At 65.1% G+C, this 22,857-nt stretch carries 19 protein-coding genes and 4 tRNA genes; 3 read left to right on the forward strand and 20 right to left on the reverse strand.

Features of this window, described 5'->3' with window-relative positions:
- Position 1: 1 nt before the first annotated feature.
- Positions 2-469, forward strand: a complete 468-nt coding sequence (locus tag ACUTAF_RS13495; RefSeq protein WP_445580444.1) for an Lrp/AsnC family transcriptional regulator — start codon at positions 2-4, stop codon at positions 467-469.
- Positions 470-614: 145 nt separating this feature from the next.
- On the opposite strand, the gene phnN is transcribed toward ACUTAF_RS13495, so the two are convergent.
- Positions 615-1,316 carry a phosphonate metabolism protein/1,5-bisphosphokinase (PRPP-forming) PhnN gene (gene phnN / locus ACUTAF_RS13500; protein WP_445580445.1) on the reverse strand — a complete coding sequence of 234 codons (702 nt, stop codon included), beginning with the start codon at positions 1,314-1,316 and terminating at the stop codon, positions 615-617.
- Between the two features lie 479 nt (positions 1,317-1,795).
- Here phnN and ACUTAF_RS13505 point away from each other — a divergent pair, with 479 nt between their 5' ends.
- Complete coding sequence (locus tag ACUTAF_RS13505) at positions 1,796-2,122, forward strand: Arc family DNA-binding protein (RefSeq protein ID WP_445580446.1); 327 nt, start codon at positions 1,796-1,798, stop codon at positions 2,120-2,122.
- Positions 2,123-2,299: 177 nt separating this feature from the next.
- Here the strand turns inward: ACUTAF_RS13505 and ACUTAF_RS13510 are convergent, their stop codons facing one another.
- The 4 genes from ACUTAF_RS13510 to mgtE form a co-directional block, all read right to left on the reverse strand.
- Positions 2,300-3,436, reverse strand: coding sequence for a sodium ion-translocating decarboxylase subunit beta (locus ACUTAF_RS13510; RefSeq protein ID WP_445580447.1), 1,137 nt, complete (start codon positions 3,434-3,436; stop codon positions 2,300-2,302).
- 10 nt (positions 3,437-3,446) lie between these two features.
- Positions 3,447-5,225 (reverse strand): sodium-extruding oxaloacetate decarboxylase subunit alpha, encoded by a 1,779-nt coding sequence (gene oadA, locus ACUTAF_RS13515; RefSeq protein ID WP_445580448.1) that lies wholly within the window; start codon positions 5,223-5,225, stop codon positions 3,447-3,449.
- Between the two features lie 24 nt (positions 5,226-5,249).
- Positions 5,250-5,507, reverse strand: coding sequence for an OadG family protein (locus tag ACUTAF_RS13520; RefSeq protein WP_445580449.1), 258 nt, complete (start codon positions 5,505-5,507; stop codon positions 5,250-5,252).
- 202 nt (positions 5,508-5,709) lie between these two features.
- Positions 5,710-7,152: a magnesium transporter gene (gene mgtE / locus ACUTAF_RS13525; protein WP_445580450.1), complete on the reverse strand. Its 1,443-nt coding sequence runs from the start codon at positions 7,150-7,152 to the stop codon at positions 5,710-5,712.
- Positions 7,153-7,474: 322 nt separating this feature from the next.
- On the opposite strand from mgtE, the gene ACUTAF_RS13530 reads away from it, so the two are divergent.
- Positions 7,475-7,957 (forward strand): DUF4124 domain-containing protein, encoded by a 483-nt coding sequence (locus ACUTAF_RS13530; protein WP_445580451.1) that lies wholly within the window; start codon positions 7,475-7,477, stop codon positions 7,955-7,957.
- A 180-nt stretch (positions 7,958-8,137) separates the two neighbouring features.
- Here the strand turns inward: ACUTAF_RS13530 and ACUTAF_RS13535 are convergent.
- The 15 genes from ACUTAF_RS13535 to ACUTAF_RS13605 form a co-directional block, all read right to left on the reverse strand.
- Positions 8,138-8,214 (reverse strand) — tRNA-Arg (locus ACUTAF_RS13535).
- A 71-nt stretch (positions 8,215-8,285) separates the two neighbouring features.
- Positions 8,286-8,362, reverse strand: a tRNA-Arg gene (locus ACUTAF_RS13540).
- A gap of 71 nt (positions 8,363-8,433) precedes the next feature.
- A tRNA-Arg gene (locus tag ACUTAF_RS13545) sits at positions 8,434-8,510 on the reverse strand.
- A 48-nt stretch (positions 8,511-8,558) separates the two neighbouring features.
- Positions 8,559-8,649 (reverse strand) — tRNA-Ser (locus tag ACUTAF_RS13550).
- Between the two features lie 61 nt (positions 8,650-8,710).
- Positions 8,711-8,896, reverse strand: coding sequence for a carbon storage regulator CsrA (csrA, locus tag ACUTAF_RS13555; protein ID WP_003244478.1), 186 nt, complete (start codon positions 8,894-8,896; stop codon positions 8,711-8,713).
- Between the two features lie 188 nt (positions 8,897-9,084).
- The gene (locus tag ACUTAF_RS13560; RefSeq protein ID WP_445580452.1) at positions 9,085-10,323 is read right to left on the reverse strand and encodes an aspartate kinase; all 1,239 of its coding nucleotides are present in this window, start codon (positions 10,321-10,323) and stop codon (positions 9,085-9,087) included.
- A 102-nt stretch (positions 10,324-10,425) separates the two neighbouring features.
- The gene (alaS, locus tag ACUTAF_RS13565; RefSeq protein WP_445580453.1) at positions 10,426-13,050 is read right to left on the reverse strand and encodes an alanine--tRNA ligase; all 2,625 of its coding nucleotides are present in this window, start codon (positions 13,048-13,050) and stop codon (positions 10,426-10,428) included.
- 342 nt (positions 13,051-13,392) lie between these two features.
- The gene (ltaE, locus tag ACUTAF_RS13570; RefSeq protein ID WP_445580454.1) at positions 13,393-14,397 is read right to left on the reverse strand and encodes a low-specificity L-threonine aldolase; all 1,005 of its coding nucleotides are present in this window, start codon (positions 14,395-14,397) and stop codon (positions 13,393-13,395) included.
- 245 nt (positions 14,398-14,642) lie between these two features.
- A complete protein-coding gene (gene astE, locus ACUTAF_RS13575) occupies positions 14,643-15,656 on the reverse strand; it encodes a succinylglutamate desuccinylase (protein WP_445580455.1) in 1,014 nt (337 codons plus the stop codon).
- A 17-nt stretch (positions 15,657-15,673) separates the two neighbouring features.
- Positions 15,674-15,952, reverse strand: coding sequence for a topoisomerase II (locus tag ACUTAF_RS13580; protein WP_445580456.1), 279 nt, complete (start codon positions 15,950-15,952; stop codon positions 15,674-15,676).
- 65 nt (positions 15,953-16,017) lie between these two features.
- Entirely contained in the window at positions 16,018-17,364 is a 1,347-nt protein-coding gene (gene astB, locus ACUTAF_RS13585) for an N-succinylarginine dihydrolase (RefSeq protein ID WP_445580457.1), read from the reverse strand.
- On the reverse strand, positions 17,364-18,827 hold the full coding sequence (astD, locus tag ACUTAF_RS13590; RefSeq protein WP_445580458.1) for a succinylglutamate-semialdehyde dehydrogenase: 1,464 nt from the start codon (positions 18,825-18,827) through the stop codon (positions 17,364-17,366). The genes astB and astD overlap by 1 nt, the downstream gene beginning before the upstream one ends.
- A 59-nt stretch (positions 18,828-18,886) precedes the next feature.
- A complete protein-coding gene (astA, locus tag ACUTAF_RS13595) occupies positions 18,887-19,903 on the reverse strand; it encodes an arginine N-succinyltransferase (protein ID WP_445580459.1) in 1,017 nt (338 codons plus the stop codon).
- Between the two features lie 95 nt (positions 19,904-19,998).
- Positions 19,999-21,015: an arginine/ornithine succinyltransferase subunit alpha gene (gene aruF / locus ACUTAF_RS13600; RefSeq protein WP_445580460.1), complete on the reverse strand. Its 1,017-nt coding sequence runs from the start codon at positions 21,013-21,015 to the stop codon at positions 19,999-20,001.
- Positions 21,016-21,150: 135 nt separating this feature from the next.
- Positions 21,151-22,371, reverse strand: coding sequence for an aspartate aminotransferase family protein (locus ACUTAF_RS13605; protein WP_445580461.1), 1,221 nt, complete (start codon positions 22,369-22,371; stop codon positions 21,151-21,153).
- Positions 22,372-22,857 lie beyond the last annotated feature (486 nt).

The raw sequence follows: 22,857 nt of genomic DNA on the forward strand, positions 1-22,857 counted from the left end.
CATGCAGGACAAGCTGAGCCCCATCGATCGCAAGATTCTCCGCCTGCTGCAGCACAATGCCGACCTGTCCGCCGCCGAGGTGGCGGAAAAGGTCGAGCTGTCGCAGTCGCCCTGCTGGCGACGCATCCACCGCATGCAGGAGGAAGGGCTGATCGAGCGCAAGGTCGCCCTGCTCAATCCCAAGCAGTTGGGCCTGGGCATGACGGTATTCGTCGATATCAAGCTGTCGGCCCACGGCCGCAACAACCTGGAGGAGTTCGAACAGGCGGTGGTCGGCTACCCGCAGGTGCTGGAGTGCTACACCATGGCCGGCGGCTCGGACTACCTGCTCAAGGTGGTGGCCCGCGACATCGCCGACTACGAGCGTTTCTTGCGCGATCACCTGCTGCAACGCCCGCACGTGCAGGAGGCGCATTCGCATATCGCCATGAGCGAGGTCAAGCGCACCACCGAGCTGCCGCTGGATTAGCAGGAGGGGCTGCCCGACGCCAACCCTGGGCGGGCACCGCAGCCGCGCCCTTCCCCATCCCCGCAGGGCGCACGAAGCACTCGGCCCGCCGCCCGGATTGCCGCCGAACTGCGGCATCTTACGGGCATCGCAGTGCGCAGCAGGGTCAGGCGTATCGCCGGGCCTCGTCGAGCAGCTGCAGCAGGCGGGTGACGGTTTGTTGAAGAGAGCCGGAGTTATCCAGGATTACAAGGCGCTCCACCGAGCAGGGGGAGGTCGGCTCGCGCATCCCCGGTCGCAGCCCAAGGGAAAGGGGCGCATGCCGCAAGCCGGCAGCGAACGGGCGCGGGGCAATCTCCTGCACCCCTGCGGTCGCAGCCGAGACCATCGTCCCCAAAGCACCTCCCATTGCAGTAGCGAAGCTGCGACTGCGCTCCAGACGCGCCTCGATCTGTTCCGGCGTCTCGCGGCCGCGGGCCAGCAGGCGCTCGCGCAACACCGCCTCGTCGACCTGCAGGAGAATCGCCAAGAGCTGCGGGTAGCGCTGCAGCGCCTCGTCGAGATGGCCCCGCGAACCGTTGATCAGCACGTCCTTGCCGTCAGCCAGCCAGTGGTCGATCTCGCGGGGGATGCCATAGGCCAGGCCGTTGGCGCGCCAGCTCAGGGCGAAGGCGTCCTCGGCCTCCAGGCGGTCAAATTCGGCCGGAGTGACGCCAACGGCGTCCTCGCCCACCGCCTCGGCGCTGCGGGTGATCACTCGCCGAGCAAAACGACAGCCGCACCTCTCAAGCGGCGCACGCGCGGCTTGCAACAGGCTGTCCTTGCCCGAGCCCGAAGGCCCCATCAGATAGATCAACCTGCCCTGCATCGGAAAACACCCATCGTGCTTGGCGCCACCCCTACTGGAACATCGACTGCAACGCGCGGTCCCAGGTGGCGACGACCGCAAGTCAATCATAGTAGTGCGGTCGGGCCGCATGCAGCAGGCTGGCCGAATTGTAGAATCGCCACCGCAATATGCTGGCCCTCTACTATCATTGAACGTAGGGGCAACGCCGCTGAAGGAAACGAGGCATGCGATTGAGTAACTGGAGCACTACTGGCATAGCGGTAGAATCGCTTCTGCCGACTGTTGCGCATTTCTGACGGCCGGTGCTGGCATAAAGCCGGTATCTGGCCCAGAATTCGACATGTAATTGGCGTCAAGGAACTGTTCAGATGGCCAATAGGTCATAATCGACGCAAACCGCCATACTGGTTGAACGGCTAGTGAATAAGGTTGTCAAACCGGTGACAATCTTGAAACTGATTACCAGTATCGCCCTCCTGAACTAACCGGTTTAATGTATGCGCCCTATGAAACAGGCTACCTATTCCAGCCGCACGGCTGACAAATTCGTCGTTCGCTTACCCGATGGGATGCGTGAGCGTATCGCTGACGTAGCACGTAACCATCATCGCAGCATGAATTCGGAGATCATCGCTCGCCTGGAGCAGAGCATGCTTCAGGAAGGCGCACTGGGCGACGAGTTCGACCTGCGTCTCGACAGCCCTGAACTGAGCTTGCATGAGCGCGAGTTGTTGCAGCGTTTCCGCCAGCTTTCCCGTCGTCAGCAGAACGCCTTGGTGGCATTGATCGCCCATGACGTAGAAATGGCCGCCGAAGAAGCCTGAGGCGAACACCCACAAAAAAACCGGCCTCTGCCGGTTTTTTTGTGTCCCTGTGCTTCAGCCCTTCGGGGCTTAGGCGTAAAAAACGCTTCGTGCCGCCGCAAGCGACGTCAGGAATTTCCCCGGCAAGCTTTGTACGCAGGAGGCGAGCAAAGGGGCGCACCACGCGCCCCTTCGACTTCAGCCGACGAAGTTGAGCAACACCCCCGCCGCCACTGCCGAGCCGATCACCCCGGCCACGTTCGGGCCCATGGCGTGCATCAGCAGGAAGTTCTGCGGGTTGGCCTCCAGTCCCACCTTGTTCGACACCCTTGCTGCCATCGGCACCGCCGACACGCCGGCCGAGCCGATCAGCGGGTTGACCTTGTGGGTGCTGAACAGGTTCATCAGCTTGGCCATCAACACCCCGGCAGCGGTGCCGGCGCAGAAGGCGACCATACCCAGCAGCAGAATGCCCAGGGTCTTGAGCTGCAGGAAGGCCTCGGCCGACAACTTCGAGCCCACGGTCAGGCCGAGGAAGATGGTGACTATGTTGATCAGCGCATTGCGCGAGGTATCGGCCAGACGCTCGACCACACCGCACTCGCGCAGCAGGTTGCCGAGGGCGAACATGCCGATCAACGGCGCGGCGTCCGGCAGCAGCATGCCGATCAGGATGCACAGCACGATGGGGAAGATGATCTTCTCGGTCTGTCCCACCGGACGCAGCTGCTGCATGACGATGGCGCGCTCCTCCTTGGTAGTCAGCGCACGCATGATCGGCGGCTGCAGCAACGGCACCAGAGCCATGTAGGCGTAGGCGGCGACGGCAATCGGACCGAGCAGGTGCGGCGCCAGCTTGGAGGTGACGAAGATCGAGGTCGGCCCGTCCGCCCCGCCGATGATGGCGATGGACGCCGCCTCCTTGAGGGTGAACTCCATACCCGGAATGCCGATGGCGGTGATCGCCAGGGCGCCGAGCAGGGTGCCGAAGATACCGAACTGCGCAGCGGCGCCGAGCAGCAGGGTCTTCGGGTTGGCCAGCATCGGACCGAAGTCGGTCATGGCGCCGACGCCGAGGAAGATCAGCAACGGGAAGATGCTGGTCGGCAGGCCCACCTCGTAGATCAGGTGGAGAAAACCCGCACCCTCGGCCATGTTGGCCACCGGAATGTTCGACAGTAGGCCGCCGAAACCGATCGGCACCAGCAGCAGCGGCTCGAAGCCTTTCTTGATCGCCAGGTAGATCAGCAGCATACAGACCGCGATCATGAACGCCTGGCCGGGCTCCAGATGGTAAAGGCCGGTGCTCTGCCAGAGCTTGAGCAGCTTGTCCATGGCGCGCCCCTCAGCCGATGGTCAGCAGGCTTTCGCCCACCGCCACCGCGTCGCCGACCTTGACGTTGACCGCACCGATGGTGCCGGCCTTGAACGCGCGAATTTCGGTTTCCATCTTCATCGCTTCGAGGATGATCACCAGTTGGCCCTCTTCCACGGCCTGGCCCGGCTGCACCAACACCTTGAAGATGTTGCCGGCCAGCGGCGCCGCCTGCGGCTCGCCGCCACCGGCTGCGACGGGGGCCGCTGCCGGCGCAGCGCCTGCAGCGCCCCCGACAGGCTTGATACCCTCGATGTCGCCGCCTTCGTTTACCTGCACGACGAATGACTTGCCGTTGACCTCGACGCTGTACACCTCGGGCTTGCCGGCTTCGCGAACGGGCGCTTCCTTGCCGGTAGGCGCCGGCTCGAAGGCCGCCGGGTTGCCGCGGTTCTCCAGAAACTTCAGACCGATCTGCGGGAACAGCGCATAGGTCAGCACGTCGTCGATCTCGTCGGCCGCGAGCTTGATGCCCTTCTCCCGCGCGATGCCCTTGAGTTCGGCGGTCAGCTTGTCCATCTCGGCGTCGAGCAGGTCGGCCGGACGGCAGGTGATCGCCTCGCCGCCGTCGAGCACGCGGGCCTGCAGCTCGGCGTTGAACGGCGCGGGGGCGGCGCCGTATTCGCCCTTGAGCACGCCGGCGGTTTCCTTGGTGATGGACTTGTAGCGCTCGCCGGTGAGCACGTTGATCACCGCCTGGGTGCCGACGATCTGCGACGTCGGGGTCACCAGCGGGATGAAGCCGAGGTCTTCACGCACGCGCGGAATCTCGGCCAGCACCTGGTCGAACTTGTCCTGGGCGCCCTGCTCCTTGAGCTGGCTTTCCATGTTGGTGAGCATGCCGCCCGGCACCTGGGCGACCAGGATGCGCGAGTCGACGCCCTTGAGGTTGCCCTCGAATTTCGCGTACTTCTTGCGCACTTCACGGAAATAGGCGGCGATCTCTTCGAGCAGCTCCAGGTTCAGCCCGGTGTCGCGCTCGGTGCCCTGGAACATGGCTACTACCGACTCGGTCGGCGAATGGCCGTAGGTCATCGACAGCGAGGAAATGGCGGTATCGACGTTGTCGATACCGGCTTCCACCGCCTTGAGAATGGCGACCGACGACAGACCCGCGGTGGCGTGGCACTGCATATGGACCGGAATGGCCAGGCTGGCCTTCAAGCGCGAGACCAGCTCGAAGGCGGTATAGGGGGTGAGGATGCCGGCCATGTCCTTGATGGCCACCGAGTCGGCGCCCATGTCCTCGATCTGCTTGGCCAGATCGACCCACATATCCAGGGTATGCACCGGACTGGTGGTGTATGAGATGGTGCCCTGGGCGTGCTTACCCTGGCGCTTGACCGCCTGCAGTGCGGTCTGCAGGTTGCGCGGGTCGTTCATCGCGTCGAACACGCGGAACACGTCGACGCCGTTGATGGCTGCACGCTCGACGAACTTCTCCACCACATCGTCGGCGTAGTGGCGGTAGCCCAGCAGGTTCTGGCCGCGCAGGAGCATCTGCTGACGGGTGTTGGGCATGGCCTTCTTCAGTGCGCGGATACGCTCCCAGGGATCTTCGCCCAGGTAGCGAATGCAGGCATCGAAGGTCGCACCGCCCCAGGACTCCACCGACCAGAAGCCGACCTGATCGAGCTTGGGTGCGATCGGCAGCATGTCCTCCAGGCGCACGCGGGTGGCCAGGATGGATTGGTGGGCGTCACGCAGCACCACATCGGTGATCCCGAGTGCTTGTTTAACGGCAGTCATACAGGTGCTCCCTCTAGAACCTGATCAACCGCGACGGGCGCGGTGCTGATGAATGGCGGATTGGATGGCGGCCAGCAATTCGGCATCCGGCATCGGGCTGGCCGGCTTGACGCTGGTTGCTGCGGAAGAGGCGACGGGGGCAGGCGTGTGCGGGGCAAAAGCTTCGATCAGACGCGACATCACGCGGATCGCCAGCACCAGCAGCACCAGAAAGACAAACACGAAACCCATACCGAACAGCATGAGCTCGACACCCTCGAGCAGGAGTTCACTGGGGGTCATCTTGGCTCCTTTTGCCAGCAGCGCGCAGGCTGCACTCATTATTGATTAGGAGCGCCCGGGATCAGCCCCCGGGCAAAGCTGGCGAACCTTAGCCTGAAACGAGCGTTTCAAGCAAACCCCAGACCGACCAGTCGGACATTTTTTGTAGTGAATGCGTCATCCCCACTACCAAGGGAGGAGAATCGCCCGCAAGGTCAGGCCGCTAAAGCAGGAAGATCGACGCCAAACCGAGGAAGATGAAGAAGCCGCCGCTGTCGGTCATCGCCGTGATCATCACGCTGGCGCCCATGGCCGGGTCGCGCCCCAGGCGCGCCAGGGTCATGGGAATCAGCACCCCCATCAATGCCGCCAGCAGCAAGTTGAGGGTCATTGCCGCGGTCATCACCACACCCAGCGACCAGCTGCCGTAGAGCATGTAGGCCACCGCGCCGATCACCCCGCCCCAGAGCAGGCCGTTGATCAGCGACACGCCCAGCTCCTTGCGCAGCAGGCGCGAGGTGTTGCCGGTGCCGACCTGGTCCAGGGCCATGGCCCGAACGATCATGGTGATGGTCTGGTTGCCCGAATTGCCGCCAATGCCGGCGACTATGGGCATCAGCGCGGCCAGGGCCACCAGCTTCTCGATCGAACCTTCGAACAGGCCGATCACCCGCGAGGCGAGAAAGGCGGTGACCAGGTTGATCGCCAGCCAGGCCCAGCGGTTGCGCACCGATTTCCACACCGAGGCGAAGATGTCCTCCTCCTCGCGCAGACCGGCCATGCTCAGCACTTCGCTTTCGCTCTCTTCACGGATCAGGTCGACCATCTCGTCGATGGTCAGACGACCGATCAGCTTGCCGTTCTTGTCTACCACCGGGGCGGAAATCAGGTCGTAGCGCTCGAAGGCCTGAGCCGCGTCATAGGCGTCCTCGTCCGGATGGAAGCTGACCGGATCGTCGGCCATCACCTCGCCGACCTGCTTGTCCGGGTCGTTGACCAGCAACCGCTTGATCGGCAGCACACCCTTGAGCACGCCGTCGTAGTCGACCACGAACAGTTTGTCGGTATGCCCCGGCAGCTCCTTGAGGCGACGCAAGTAACGCAGCACCACTTCCAGGCTGACGTCTTCGCGGATAGTGACCATCTCGAAGTCCATCAGCGCACCGACCTGGTCCTCCTCGTAGGACAGCGCCGAACGCACGCGCTCGCGCTGCTGCGCATCGAGCGACTCCATCAGCTCGTGGACCACGTCGCGCGGCAGCTCCGGCGCGAGGTCGGCCAGCTCGTCGGCATCCATCTCCTTGGCCGCGGCGAGAATCTCGTGATCGTCCATGTCGGCGATCAGGGTCTCGCGCACCGCGTCCGACACTTCGAGAAGGATGTCGCCATCGCGCTCGGCCTTGACCAGCTGCCAGACGGTCAGACGATCATCGAGCGGCAGGGCCTCGAGGATGTGGGCGATATCGGCGGGGTGCAGGTCGTCGAGCTTGCGCTGCAGCTCGGCGAGGTTCTGCCGGTGCACCAGATTCTCGACCAGGTCGTGGTGCTGGCCTTCCTGACGATGGGTCAGGTCTTCCACCAGCCTGTGCCGGTGCAGCAGTTCGACCACCTGGGCCAGGCGATCCTGCAGGCTCTCTTGCGGCTTCTTGGCTTCTACTTCAGTCATAGCGCGCTCCACCCCCAGTTGGCGGGCGCGCCAAAGGGGATCAATCAGGTATTACACGATTGTGCGATGGGAGTATTGAGTAACTACTGGGTAAGTCCATGGTGGTATTCCACAAGCCCCGGCGGGGCTGACGCGGCAAATGATAACACCGCAACGAGGCTTTGCACGTGAGAAAGCCTGGCAAGAACAACTGTTTGCATCACAAACTTCAATCCGCGCTGAAATCCTGTTACTGCGACGCCGCCCCTGTCCGGCAGGACACCTGGCATGCACCGAACAACGGGCTAAGCTGATTCAGGCACAGGTCAAGGAGGACGCCCATATGCGAGGACTGCTGCGCGCCACATTCTGCGCCGCCCTGCTCTACCCTACCCAAGCCAGCCTGGCCGCCACCGTGTTCCGCTGCGAGGACGCCAACGGCCATATCACCTTCACCCGCCACGGCTGCCCGGTAGAACAGCAACAGCAAACCCAGAGTGCTCATAATCAGACGCCGAGCAGCGGCAAGGCCGTGCCACTGGCCAAGCCCGCACGCAGCCCCCAGGCAAGCGGGACCGGACAAGTGGTGGTGGTCGGTCAACAGGACGACGGGTGCGGCAACCGCATTACCGGTAGCGCGCGACGCGCCGCGATCATCAAACAGGATATTCGCAGCGGCATGACGCGCAACGACGTGGAAAGCAGCCTGGGCAAGCCGCACAAGATCAGCCGGCAGAACGGCCGGCAGCGTTACCACTACCGCGACGACAGCGGCAACACGCGCCAGGTGAGCTTCGACGAAGCGGGCTGCGTGAAAGGCAGATAAAAGGCTATGCCGCTGTTGGTTGCCGCGCCCCCGCAGGAGCGGATCTATCCGTAAAACTCGCGACTGAAGCGCTGCGCCGCTCGGCTGCCCCTACAAGCGCTGGATCGGAGCGTCGACACGTAACTAATGGGGGACATCGCCAATAAAAAAGGGCCTGCATCACTGCAGGCCCTTTTGGTATGGCGGACTCAGGAGGATTCGAACCTCCGACCGCTCGGTTCGTAGCCGAGTACTCTATCCAGCTGAGCTATGAGTCCGTTTGGTGGTTTTAGACCAGATCACCACTGGTTGAAACAAAATGGCCTGCACTGCTACAAGCCATCCTAGATGGCGGACTCAGGAGGATTCGAACCTCCGACCGCTCGGTTCGTAGCCGAGTACTCTATCCAGCTGAGCTATGAGTCCGTTTGGCGCTTTTAGACCAGATCACCACTGGTTGAAACAAAATGGCTTGCACTGCTGCAAGCCATCCTAGATGGCGGACTCAGGAGGATTCGAACCTCCGACCGCTCGGTTCGTAGCCGAGTACTCTATCCAGCTGAGCTATGAGTCCGTGTCTCTGTTGCCTATCAGGTATGACGCCTGCCTGATCCGCGAAATATGGCGGAGAAGGGGGGATTCGAACCCCCGACACCCTTTTGAGGTGTACTCCCTTAGCAGGGGAGCGCCTTCGGCCACTCGGCCACCTCTCCGCAACACGGGGCGCATGATACTCATGTTTTCCCCGTTTGCAAACCAAAATTTCGAGAAAAATTAGTGGCTTGGTTCGTCACCCTTCTCTTTCTGGATGCGCTGGTAGATTTCCTCACGGTGCACGGCAACCTCTTTGGGCGCATTGACGCCAATGCGCACCTGATTACCTTTCACGCCCAACACGGTGACAGTCACATCATCACCGACCATCAGGGTCTCTCCGACCCGGCGAGTCAGAATCAGCATTCCTTTCTCCTCACGGATTTCATTATCAGGACAACAGTCTGCAAAAAAGAAAACGGCGGCAGCTCCCGACCAACGCAAGCCCGGAAACCTTCACCCAAGTATTGACCAGCCCGCCCAGAAAGAAAGTTCCGAGGCACTCGTCAAAAAAGCGAAAGGCGCGGAACCAGCCGCGCCTTTCGGGTCATGCATCACTCGCCCTGTCGGGCCGGGGCGTCGAGGTCGAAGGCAGTGTGCAGGGCGCGCACGGCCAGTTCCAGATATTTCTCCTCGATGACCACGGAAACCTTGATTTCCGAGGTGGAGATCATCTGGATATTGATGGTTTCCTTGGCCAGCGCCTCGAACATGCGGCTGGCCACACCGGCATGGGAACGCATGCCGACGCCGACGATGGAGACCTTGGCGATGTTGGTATCGCCGACCACTTCACGAGCACCCAGTTCACTTGCGGTCTTCTGCAGCACGGCCAGGGCGTTGTTGTAGTCGTTGCGGTGCACGGTGAAGGTGAAATCGGTGGTGTTATCGTGCGAGACGTTCTGGACGATCATGTCCACTTCAATATTGGCGGCGCTGACCGGGCCGAGAATCTTGAAGGCGATGCCGGGGATATCCGGTACCCCACGGATGGTCAGCTTGGCTTCGTCGCGGTTGAAGGCGATGCCGGAAATGATCGGCTGTTCCATGGATTCCTCTTCATCAAGGGTAATGAGGGTGCCCGGCCCCTCCTGGAAGCTGTGCAGGACGCGCAGCGGGACGTTGTACTTGCCGGCGAATTCCACCGAGCGGATCTGCAGCACCTTGGAACCGAGGCTGGCCATTTCCAGCATCTCCTCGAAGGTGATCTTCTCCAGACGCTGGGCCTGGGGCACCACGCGCGGATCGGTGGTGTAGACGCCATCGACGTCGGTGTAGATCTGGCACTCGTCGGCCTTCAGTGCCGCGGCCAGGGCCACGCCGGTGGTGTCGGAACCGCCGCGACCGAGGGTGGTGATGCTGCCGTGCTCGTCGACGCCCTGGAAACCGGCGACGACGACGACGCGGCCAGCCTTGAGGTCGGCGCGAATCTTGTGGTCGTCGATCTGCAGAATACGCGCCTTGTTGTGCGCGCTGTCGGTGAGGATGCGCACCTGGTTGCCGGTGTAGGACACCGCCGGCACGCCGCGCTTGATCAGCGCCATGGCCAGCAGGGCGATGGTCACCTGCTCGCCGGTGGACACCATCACGTCCAGTTCACGCGGCACCGGATCGCCGTCGCTGACCTGTTTGGCCAGGTCGATCAGGCGGTTGGTCTCGCCGCTCATGGCAGAGACCACGACGACGATGTCGTCGCCCTTCTCGCGGAACTTCTTCACCTTCTCGGCCACCTGCTGGATACGCTCGACGGTGCCGACTGAGGTGCCTCCAAACTTCTGTACGATCAAAGCCATTTCAAAAAGCCGCCTGATTCCTCGAAGGGCGCCCATTAAACCCGCATCGGGTCACACTGCCAAGGCCCGCCGGACGCACTGCGGACCTGGCTTTCACACCTGTTACAGGCCTTGTTCGACGAAGGTGCCGGCCAGCGCCAGGGCCTCGTCCAGTTTGCCGGCGTCGACGCCGCCGCCCTGGGCCATGTCCGGACGACCGCCGCCCTTGCCGCCCACGGCCGCAGCGGCCTGACGCATCAGGTCGCCGGCCTTGAGTCTGGCGATCAGATCCTGGGTGACGCCGGCGACCAGCACGACCTTGTCGTCTTGCACGCCACCGAGCAGGATCACCGCGCTGCCGAGCTTGTTCTTCAACTGGTCGACCAGCGCCAGCAGGGCCTTGCCGTCCAGGCCGTCGAGCCGTGCGGCCAGTACCTTGGTGCCCTTGATCTCGACGGCCGCGCCGGCCAGGTCGTTGCCGGCGGCGCTGGCGGCCTTGGCCTTGAGCTGTTCCAGTTCCTTCTCCAGCTGGCGGTTGCGTTCGAGCACGCCGGCCAGCTTGTCCAGCAGATTGTCGCGGCTGCCCTTGACCAGCACCGCGGCTTCCTTGAGCTGCTCCTCGGCCGCGTTCAGGTAGGCCAGCGCCGCGGCGCCGGTAACCGCCTCGATACGGCGCACGCCGGCGGCCACGCCGCCTTCGCTGGTGATCTTGAACAGGCCGATGTCGCCGGTACGCGAGACGTGGGTGCCGCCGCACAGCTCGACGGAGAAGTCGCCGCCCATGCTCAGCACGCGCACCTGGTCACCGTACTTCTCGCCGAACAGCGCCGTGGCGCCCTTGGCCTTGGCGGTGTCGATATCGGTTTCCTCGGTTTCCACCGCGGAGTTCTTGCGGATTTCGGCGTTGACTATGTCTTCCAGCGCCTTGAGCTGCTCGGGCTTGATCGCCTCGAAGTGGCTGAAGTCGAAGCGCAGGCGCTGGCTGTCGACCAGCGAGCCCTTCTGCTGCACGTGCTCGCCGAGCACCTGGCGCAGCGCGGCGTGCAGCAGGTGGGTGGCCGAGTGGTTCAGCGCGGTGGCCTGGCGCACGCTGGCGTCGACCTCGGCCTTGAGCGAGGCGCCGACGCTGAGGCTGCCCTTGGCGACCAAGCCGTGGTGCAGGAAGGCGCCGCCGGCCTTGGTGGTGTCGCGAACCTCGAAGCTGACGCCGGCCCCCTCGAGGTAGCCGCAGTCGCCGACCTGGCCGCCGGATTCGGCGTAGAACGGGGTCTGATCCAGCACCACCACGCCCTCCTCGCCTTCCTGCAAGCTGTCGACGGCCTGGCCGTCGGCGAACAGGGCGACGATGGCGCCACTACCGCGGGTGCCTTCGTAGCCGAGGAAACGGGTGTCGGCGTCGACCTTGACCAAGGCGTTGTAGTCCATGCCGAAGGCGCTGGCGGAACGGGCGCGCTCGCGCTGGGCAGCCATCTCGCGCTCGAAGCCGCTCTCGTCGAGGCTCAGGCCACGCTCGCGGGCGATGTCGCCGGTCAGGTCGTAGGGGAAGCCGTAGGTATCGTAGAGCTTGAACACGGTCTCGCCGGGGATGACCTTGCCCTTGAGGCCGACCAGATCCTGCTCGAGGATCTTCAGGCCCTGCTCCAGGGTCTTGGCGAACTGCTCTTCCTCGGTCTTCAGTACGCGCTCGATATGCGCCTGCTGTTGCTTCAGCTCGGGGAAGGCCTCGCCCATCTCGGCCACCAGGGCGGCGACGATCTGGTAGAAGAAGCTGCCCTTGGCGCCCAGCTTGTTGCCGTGGCGGCAGGCGCGGCGAATGATGCGGCGCAGCACGTAGCCGCGGCCTTCGTTGGACGGGGTCACGCCGTCGGCGATGAGGAAGCCGCAGGAGCGAATATGGTCGGCCACCACCTTCAGCGAGGCCTGGCCATCGTTGCTGCAGCCGATGGCCTTGGCCGAAGCGGCCAGCAGGTTCTGGAACAGGTCAATCTCGTAGTTGGAGTTGACGTGCTGCAGCACGGCGCTGATGCGCTCCAGGCCCATGCCGGTATCCACGCTCGGCGCCGGCAGCGGGTGCAGCACGCCATCGGCAGTCCGGTTGAACTGCATGAACACGTTGTTCCAGATCTCGATGTAGCGGTCGCCGTCTTCTTCCGGGCTGCCGGGCGGGCCGCCCCAGATGTGCTCGCCGTGGTCGAAGAAGATCTCGGTGCAGGGGCCGCACGGACCGGTGTCGCCCATCGCCCAGAAGTTGTCGGAAGCGTACGGCGCGCCCTTGTTGTCGCCGATGCGGATCATCCGCTCGGCGGGGATGCCGACTTCCTGGGTCCAGATGTCGTAGGCCTCGTCATCGGTGGCATAGACGGTGACCCAGAGCTTTTCCTTGGGCAGCTTCAGCCACTTGTCGGAGGTGAGGAATTCCCAGGCGTAATGAATGGCGTCACGCTTGAAGTAGTCGCCGAAGCTGAAATTGCCCAGCATTTCGAAGAAGGTGTGATGGCGCGCGGTGTAGCCGACGTTTTCCAGGTCGTTGTGCTTGCCGCCGGCGCGTACGCACTTCTGGCTGGTGGTGGCGCGGGTGTAGGCGCGCTTCTCCAGGCCGAGGAAGCAGTCCTTGAACTGGTTCATCCCCGCGTTAGTGAACAGCAGGGTCGGGTCGTTCGCCGGGATCAGCGAGCTGGAAGCGACACGGGTGTGCCCTTTTTCTTCGAAGAAGCTCAGGAAGGCTTCACGGATTTCTGCGCTTTTCATAGGGGTCTTCCACGGAAACAGGCGGCCACGGCAACGCCGGCGAAGCAGACAAAGTGAAAACGTAGCGAGCGAAGGTCAGGCAAGGCGCGACGACCAACGGGAGTAACAGCCGAAGGCTGGCCCGAAGGGTGAGCGCCAGCGAATCAAACCGGCGAAGAACGCACTGGGCTCGCAAACGAGTTTACGAGTTGTAAACGAGCATTCTGAGCCGGTTTTTTAACGCAGCATGACCGAGCGCAGTAGTTTTCACGCAGTCTGCAAAGGGTCGCATTATATCGGGCCCACGCCGCGCGGCTAGTGCCTTGTTGATCGCCGGCGGCACTGGGGCGCTGCGCTTGCGACTCAGAACGAACGAAAAGCGGCAAAGGCCTCGAGCACCCACTCGATATCCTCGGCCCCGATATCCAGATGGGTCACCAGGCGCAGACGCGGCGCGGCCACCACGGCGATGTCGCGCTCGGCCATAAAGGACCTGATCGCCGCCGCCCGCTCGCCGAGCTCGACGTAGACCATATTGGTCTGCACCGGTTCGACCTCGTAGCCCAGCTCGACCAGGCCAGCGCCCAGGCGCGCGGCGTTGGCGTGATCCGCGGCCAGGCGCTCGACCTGGTGCTGCAGGGCATATAGCCCCGCCGCCGCCAGTACGCCGGCCTGGCGCATGCCGCCGCCGACCATCTTGCGCAGGCGCCGCGCCTTGCCGATCAGCGCCTCGCTGCCGCACAGCACCGAGCCGACCGGCGCGCCGAGCCCCTTGGACAGGCACACCGAGACCGAGTCGAAGTGGCGGGTGATCTCCCGCGCGGGCACGCCCAGCTTGACCGCGGCGTTATACAGGCGCGCGCCGTCCAGGTGCAGGGCCAGGCCGCGGCGGCGGGTCAGCTCGCGGGCGGCGGCCAGGTAGTCGAGAGGCAGTACCTTGCCCTGCATGGTGTTTTCCAGGGCCAGCAGGCGGGTGCGGGCGAAATGGAAGTCGTCCTGCTTGATCGCCGCCTCGACCCTGGCCAGGTCCAGCGAGCCGTCGGCCTCGCCGTCGAGCGGCTGCGGCTGGATCGAGCCCAGCACCGCGGCGCCGCCGCCCTCGTACTTGTAGGTGTGCGCCTGCTGGCCGACTATGTACTCGTCGCCGCGCTCGCAGTGGGCCATCAGGCCGAGCAGGTTGCTCATGGTGCCGGTGGGCACGAACAGCGCCGCGGCGAAGCCCAGCTCGTTGGCCAGCCAGGCCTCCAGGCGATTGACGGTCGGATCTTCGCCGTAGACATCGTCGCCCAGCTCGGCGGCGAGAATGGCTTGGCGCATGGCGGCGGTGGGCTGGGTGACGGTATCGCTGCGCAGGTCGATCTGGGGCATGGCGGACATCCTTGAGAGGCACGGAAAAGGCCATGCTACGAGGCCGCCTCGCGCCGTCACAAGATACAGTTGGGCGCGAAAACCGCAGCCATGGCTAAACCCGCCGTAGCAGCCCCGCCGCGGGGCGAAGCTTTGGGTTCGGCAGCGCTTGAGCGAGCGTATTCGCCGCGGGGCGCGGCTCCTAAAGATAGCGCGCGGCCTCATGGGTCACGCCAACCGCTGTAACTCGCGGTGCACCCGGCCCCTCAGGCCAGCCCGGAACCGTCGTCCGGCACGATGAGGATGCCGGCGCGCAGGCCGTTTCTCACCTTGGGATTGGGGAAGATGATGCGCGCGCCCTGCTCTTCGACCACCCAGCGGGTGTCGGCGATGTCCTCGGCGAGCAGGTAGCCGGGCGCAAGTTCGCTGAAGTTCTCGATATCGGCCGGCAGGTGCAACTGGAAGCTGTCGCTGTGCTTGATGATCTCGCGCGCCACGGCGAACAGTTGCAGGCCGTCCAGGCCCTGGGCCTGCGGCGCCGGTTCGCGCCCTTCGATCAGTTCGACGAGGGCATTCTCCAGCAGGTCGAGGTTGACCAACTGGTTCTGGCCGAAGGCGCGCGCCTTGCCCAGCTCCAGGGTGAAGGCCTCGGCGCCGAGCTGGGCATAGGTGTAGGAACTGAAGGTGATCGAGCTCTTGTTCTGCAGCAGCACCGCCTCGATGCCAGCGGCGCGCAGGCGCTCGAGCTCGCGACGCGAATGGGTGCGCCCTTCGTGCCAGGGATAGAGGGCGAACTGCTCGATCTTGGAGCCGCGAATGGCGGTGTGCAGGTCGTAATGCAAACGGGTGCGGCCATTCTCCTTGCCGAAGAAGGTGGCGGCCAGGTGCTCCAGATCGCAGGCGCGGATCGCCTCGAAGCCGCTGGACTGCTCGTGGCGACCGTTGAACAGACGGTTAATGTCCTGTTCGACGAAACGCTCGCCACGGCGGATCGCCTCGGGGTTGCCGAACAGGAAGAGAATGCGCGCCGCCGGGTGCAGCTCGTTGCGAGCGACACCGCGCAGCAGGCGATCGAGCAACTCGATCGGCGCCGTCTCGTTGCCGTGGATGCCGGCCGACAGCAGCAGATCCAGGCCACTGTCGCGCGCCGACGGCGGCGTCACTTCCAGCGCGCCCTCATCGAGCCAGCGCAGACGCGTGCCATCGGGGGTCAGTTGAATCTTCGCTGCCGGCTCGTGGCCGGCCAGGGTCAGTTCAAGCAGTTTGCCGAGGGCAAGCATCAGACACTCCTCAGGGCTTAGTGATTGCAGTCCGGGCCGTGAACATGATCATCCTCGTCGGCGATCGCCGGCTCCATCTCGAGCTGCAGGCTGACCAGGTTAGTGGCCTGGGGGCGCAGCAGCAGGTTGGCGTACTCGCTGTCGCCCTCGGCGACGTCGACGCCGATCAGCAGCTGATCGCCGACGGCCTGCACCCACAACTCCTTGCCCTGCCAGACCACGGCGAAGCGGCTGCAGGAGGTTTCCAGCTGGGTGCCGTCGGTATCTTCGAGAATCAGTTGCAGGGCGTCGCTCATAAAATCTCCGAGATTTGGGTACACGCATGGTGGATGTAAACAGCGACATCCACCCTACGACGTGCCTAGTTCAGTTGGAAAGGATAGACCGAGCCCAGTTTAAGGATCTGCGTCAGTTCATCCAATGCCGTGCGGCATTCGATCAGCAATTGCGGATCGGCCAGATCGGCTTCGCTGAGGCGGTCGCGGTAGTGCTTGTCGACCCAGGCCACCAGGCGGTCATGCAGCTGCGGCGTCATCACCACACCGGGGTTGACCGCGGCCAGTTCCCGTTCCTTGAGCGCCACGCGCAAGCGCAGGCAAGCTGGGCCGCCGCCGTTCTGCATGCTCTGCTTGAGGTCGAACACCTTGACCTCGCGGATCGGCCCGTTGCCGGCGGTGAGCTGCTCCAGGTAGCGCCAGACGTTGGCGTTGTTGCGACACTCCTCCGGCACCACCAGCAGCATGCTGCCATCGGCGCGGCTCAGCAGCTGGCTGTTGAACAGGTAGGAGCGCACCGCGTCGTCCACGCTCACCGCGCTATCGGGGACGCACACCGCCTGGAAGTTGCCGCCGCGGCGGGCGAGCTTGTCGCCGAGCTCGGCCAGCACCCGGTCGCTGTCGAGAAAGGCGTGCTGGTGATGGAACAGCACCTCGCCGTTGCCTACCGCGATCACGTCGTTGTGGAACACGCCCTGGTCGATCACCTCGGGCGTCTGCTGGGCGTAGACCACACCCTGCTCGCTCAGCCCGTGCAGGCGAGCCACCGCCTGGCTGGCCTCCAGGGTCTGCCGCGCCGGATAGCGCTGCGGGGCCGGGTAGCGGCTGTCGAAGGCACTGCGACCGTAGACGAAGAACTCCACGCCCGGCTCGCCGTAGCCCTTGCAGAAGCGCGTGTGGTTGGCCGCGCCCTCGTCGCCGAACTGGCTGACCGCCGGCAAAGCCGGATGATGGGCGAAGTGCGCCTCGCTGGCGAACATCGCCTGCAGCACGCGACTGGTGGTCGGATGTTCGATCGAGCGGTGGAACTTGCAGTTGAGGTTGGCGGCAGTGAAGTGCACGCGGCCATCGGCCGTGTCGGCGCTGGGGCTGACGGTGCAGGCGTTGGCCGTCCACATGCTGGAGGCCGAGCAACTGGCCACCAGCAGGGGCATGGCTTCCTTGGCCGCTTTCTCGATCACCTGCGCGTCGCTGCCGGAGAAGCCCAGGCTGCGCAGCGCGGCGACGTCCGGGCGCTCCTGCGGGGCCAGCACGCCCTGCTTGAAGCCCAGCTCCATCAGCGCCTTCATCTTGGCCAGGCCCTGCTTGGCGGCTTCCTTCGGGCTGGAGACCGCCTGGCTGTTGCTCTGCGAGGCGACGTTGCCGTAGGACAGGCCGCCGTAGTTGTGGGTCGGCCCCACCAGGCCGTCGAAGTTCATTTCATGGGCGGTCATCACAAAGTCACTCCCGGGGTCAGGGTGGTGGGCAGGGCCAGGGTGTCGCTTTCCAGCGAGGCCACCGGGTAGGCGCAGTAGTCCGCGGCGTAGTAGGCGCTGGCGCGGTGGTTGCCGGAGGCGCCGACGCCGCCGAACGGCGCGCTGCTGGCGGCGCCGGTCAGCTGCTTGTTCCAGTTGACGATGCCGGCGCGACTGTGCAGCCAGAACTGCTCGTAGCGCGCCTTGGAGTCCGACAGCAGGCCGGCGGCCAGGCCGTAGGCAGTGGCGTTGGCCTCGGCGATGGCGCCGTCGAAGTCAGCGTAACGGATCACCTGCAGCAGCGGGCCAAAGAACTCCTCGTCCGGACGCTCGGCCACGGCGGTGACGTCGAGGATGCCTGGGGTCAGCAGCGCGGCGTCGGCCTGCGGCTGGGTCATGCTCAGCAGCGCGGTGGCGCCCTTGGCCAGCAAATCGGCCTGCGCGTTGAGCAACTGCTCGGCCGCAGCGAGCGAGATTACCGAGCCCATAAAGGGTGCCGGCTGTGCGTCGAAACGACCGACCCTGAGCTGCGCGGCGACCTGCACCAAACGCGCCAACAGCGCGTCACCCCACTCCCCCTGCGGCACCAGCAGTCGGCGGGCACAGGTGCAACGCTGGCCGGCGCTGATAAAGGCGGACTGGACGATGGTGTAGACCGCGGCATCGATATCGGCGACCTGATCGACGATCAGCGGGTTGTTGCCGCCCATCTCCAGCGCCAGGATCTTGTCCGGGCGCCCGGCGAACTGGGCGTGCAGCAGATTGCCGGTGCGGCTGGAGCCGGTGAAGAACAGCCCGTCGATTCCCGGATTGCCGGCCAGGGCCACGCCGGTCTCGCGGCCGCCCTGCAGCAGATTGAGCACCCCGGCCGGCAGACCGGCCTCGTTCCAGCATTTGACCGTCAGCTCGGCAACCTTGGGAGTCAGCTCGCTGGGCTTGAACAGCACGCAGTTGCCGGCCAGCAGCGCCGGCACTATGTGGCCGTTGGGCAGGTGACCGGGAAAGTTGTAGGGGCCGAACACCGCCACCACACCATGCGGCTTGTGCCGCAGCACGGCAGTAGCGTCGGCCAGCGGGCCGCTCTTCTCGCCAGTACGCTCGCGGTAGCTCTGGATGGAGATGGCGACCTTGTTGACCATGCTGGTCACCTCGGTGGCGGCCTCCCACAGCGGCTTGCCGGTTTCCTCGCCGATGGCGCGGGCCAGCGCGTCGGCATGGGTCTTGAGACAGGCGGCGAAGCGCTCCAGCACGGCGATGCGGCCGTCGAGCGAATGCGCGGCCCACAGCGGGAAGGCGGCGCGGGCGGCCTGCACGGCGGCCTCGACCTGCGCCGCGCTGGCGCCACGCCCCTGCCAGATCACGGTCTGGCTGACCGGGTCGAGCGACTGCAGCGGCTCGCCCTCACCGGGCTGCCACTGGCCTGCGATGTAATGAGTGCTCATTTTGTTCTATCACTCCCAGCGTTCATCGGCAGACCAAAGGCCTGCGCAAAAAAATCCTCTCAGCCGCGTGCCGACAGCGGCACCGCGCGCACCTGGTCGCCAGCCGACAGCTGCAAGCGCCGGGCGGTCTGCGGGTCGACCACCAGGGTGCCGGCGGCCAGCCGCGCCGGCGCGGCGGTGATGCGGCAGTCCTCGCGCTTGCGGTTGTGCATCAGGAAGGGCGCGGCGTCGTCGCTCGGGGTGCCGATAGCCAGCACCAGGTTCTGGCTATCGCGCACCGCGCGGATCTTCGCGGTCTCCGCCTCGATGGCCGGGCCGGCGTCGAAGATGTCGACGTAGCCCTGGTAGCTGAAGCCCTCGGCCTTGAGCATGGCCAGCGCCGGCTCGGTGTCGGGGTGGACGCGACCGATCACCGCGCGCGCATCCTCGGAGAGGAAGCAGGTGTAGAGCGGGAACTTGGGCATCAGCTCGGCGATGAAGGCCTTGTTGCCGACCCCGGTGAGGTAGTCCGCCTGGGAGAACTCCATCTTGAAGAAATGCCGGCCGAGGCTCTCCCAGAACGGCGAGCGGCCGTTGGCGTCGGACATGCCGCGCATCTCGGCGATCACTTTGTCGCCGAACAGCTCGCGGAACTCGGCGATGAACAGAAAGCGCGCCTTCGACAGCAGGCGGCCGTTCAAGCCGGTGCGGTGATCGGCATGCAGGAACAGCGAGCACAGCTCGGAGTTGCCGGTCAGGTCGTTGGCCAGGAACAGGGTCGGCACCTGGCGGTGGATATTGAGTTCCTGCGAGGCGCTGACGGTCAGGCCGACCCGGTAGTTGTACCAGGGCTCGCGCAGGCCGACGGCGCCGGCCACGGCGGAGATGCCGACGACGCGGCCGTCGTCGTCCTCGAGCACGAACAGGTAGTCGGCGTCGGCGCGCTCGGCCTGGCCACGGAAGGTCTTCTCCGCCCAGCCGACCCGGTGCGCCAGGCGCTCCTCGTTGGCCGGCAGGGTGGTCAGGCCGGCGCCGGTACTGCGTGCCAGGTCGATCAGGGCAGGCAGGTCGGCGCTGCGCACGGGACGAACGATCATGGATCCTCCGGATCAGCTATTAGCTTCGAACGGCAAGCTACAAGTTGGAAGACGGGCCGGCTCGCCAGCGATGACGCACCGCATGCCGCTTCGATTCAAACCGCCACCAGCCGCACGCTGGCCCCTTCGCCGACGCCCAGGGCCTCGGCCGCTTGGGGGCTGAGCGTCACCGGCTTGCCCGGCACCCAGTCGAGGTCGGCGACTATGGCGCGGAAATCCTGCAGCTGGCCGTTGCTCACCAGGTACTGGCGCCCGCCCGCCTCGGCCTCACCGATCTTCACCGGCACCAGGCGGCTCTGGGCGATGCTGCGGATACCCGAGGTGCGGGCGTGCAAGGTCGGGCCGCCATCGAAGATGTCGATGTAGTGGTCGGTCTCGAAACCTTCGCGCATGAGGATGTCGAAGGTGATCTGCGCCCGCGGATGTACCTGCCCCATGGCCTCCTGCGCCGCGTCGGGCAGCAGCGGCACGTAGATGGGGTAATGCGGCATCAGTTCGGCGAGGAAGGTGCGGCTCTTCAGCCCGCACAGGCGCTCGGCCTCGGCGTAGTTCATGTCGAAGAAGTTGCGCCCCACCGCGTCCCAGAACGGCGAGTCGCCGTGCTCGTCGCTGTGGCCGACGATCTCCACCACCACCGCGTCGGCGAAGCGTTCGGGGTGGCCGGCCATGAACAGCAGGCGGCCGCGCGAGTTGAGCTCGGCGAACACGCTGCTGACCAGCGGCCGCTCGACGTAGAAGCTGGTGAGCAGGCTGTTGCCGGTCAGGTCGTGACACAGCGACAGCACGTGGATCTTGTTGTGGATCTTCAGCTCGCGCGAGTTGTGCACGAAGGTTTCGTTGCGAAAGCTGTAGAAGGGTTCCGAGTAGCCGGCCGAGGCGACGATGCCCGAGCAGCCGACCAGGCGCCCGCTGTCGCTGTCCTCGAGGACGAAGAAATAGCTTTCCTCGCCGTTGAAGCTGACTTCGGCGGCGAAGGACGCCTCGGAGGCGGCGATCTTGTCGCGCAGCCGCTCGGCATCGTCCGGCAGCGAAGTGACCCCCACCGGGCTGTCCGCGGCGAGCCGCTGCACGTCCGCCAGGTCCGCCATTTGCGCAGGGCGCATCACCAGCATGGGGTCACTCCTTCTCAAGAAAAGCTCCGACTGCCGCGCACGGGCAGGCGGAGAACGCCGGCGTCAGAGACACCGGCACACACAGGAACGTCATCCGTGAGGCAAGCCCGGCGCCTACCTGCGCCGGGCACTCGCTCAGGCGCCAGTCAGCTTGCTCAGGGCACGCTCGAAACGGGCCAGGCCCTCGTCGATATCGGCATCCTCGACCACCAGGCTGGGGGCGAAGCGCACCACGTCGGGACCGGCCTGCAGCACCATCAGGCCCTCGCTGGCGGCGGCATCGAGAATCGCCTTGGCCTTGCCCTTCCAGGCATCGCTGAGCACGCAGCCGATCAGCAGGCCGAGGCCGCGCACCTGGCTGAAGGTGCCGAAGCGCTCGCCGAGCTCGCCGAGCTTGGTGACAAAGCGCTGGTGCTTGGCCTTGACCCCGGCCAACACCTCGGGGGTGTTGATCACGTCGACCACCGCCTCGGCCACCGCGCAGGCCAGCGGGTTGCCGCCGTAGGTAGTGCCATGGGTGCCGACCGTCAGGTGCTTGGCCAGCTCGCTGGTGGTGAGCATCGCGCCGATGGGGAAACCGCCGCCCAGGCTCTTGGCGCTGGAGAGGATGTCCGGGGTGACGCCGTAGTGCATGTAGGCGAACAGCTCGCCGGTGCGGCCCATGCCGCTCTGCACCTCGTCGAACACCAGCAGCGCGTTGTGCGCGTCGCACAGGGCGCGGGCGCCTTCCAGGTAGGCCTTGTCAGCCGGCAGCACGCCGCCCTCGCCCTGGATCGGCTCGAGCACCACGGCGCAGGTCCTGTCGGAGATGGCCGCCTTCAGCGCGTCCAGGTCGTTGTACGGGACATGGGTGATGCCCTGGATCTTCGGCCCGAAGCCGTCGGAGTACTTCGGCTGGCCGCCAACGCTGACGGTGAACAGCGTACGACCGTGGAAGCTGTTGGTGGCGGCGATGATCTCGTGCTTGTCCTCGCCGAAGCGGTCATGGGCAACGCGGCGGGCCAGCTTGAACGCGGCCTCGTTGGCCTCGGCGCCGGAATTGCAGAAGAACACCCGCTCGGCGAAGGTGGCGTCGACCAGCTTCTTGGCCAGGCGCAGAGCCGGCTCGTTGGTGAACACGTTGGAGATGTGCCAGAGGGTGTTGGCCTGCTCGGTCAGCGCGCCGACCAGGGCCGGGTGGCAGTGGCCGAGCACGTTGACAGCGATGCCGCCGGCGAAGTCGATCAGCTCTCGACCGCTCTGATCCCAGACTCGCGAGCCCTGACCGCGCACGGGTACGAAGGCTGCGGGGGCGTAGTTGGGCACCATGAACTGGTCGAAATCGGCGCGTTGCACCGCATCGTGCTGAACGGACATCGAAACTCTCCTGATAAGGAAGACCGGCCTGCAGCGGGCCACGCGGGCAGCCCATTGCGGCAGGCAATGCAAGGATTGTAGGGGCTGATTCGGGGTGGGCATTGTCGCCATGCGACAACTTCTTATAGCGCCAACCCGGGATTTCCGGGGGCTTTCGTCAAAGCGACAGAAAGCGTCGGAATGGCGCAGTTTAAACGCTGCACGGCCACATCCTAGCCCCCGCCGGGAAAAAAGCAGGATGCTCCGAGCGCCGACGCCCCTTGCCGAGTCGACGGCCTCCCGCGCCCCTGCAGCGCCGGCCACGGACGAGCACAGGCGCGCGGGACTGGCACAACGGCGCCGCCGCGAGGGCGGCCAGCCCTGCGACAAAAGAACACGCCGCCGCCTAGCCATATGCCAGCCTCAACTATGTTTACAGGGCAACCATACCCGTGGCGCCCGGACCAGCCCAGGACGCCGGATCCACGACGCGCTCGCGCCTGCATC

The sequence above is a fragment of the Pseudomonas sp. SP16.1 genome, assembly GCF_052682975.1.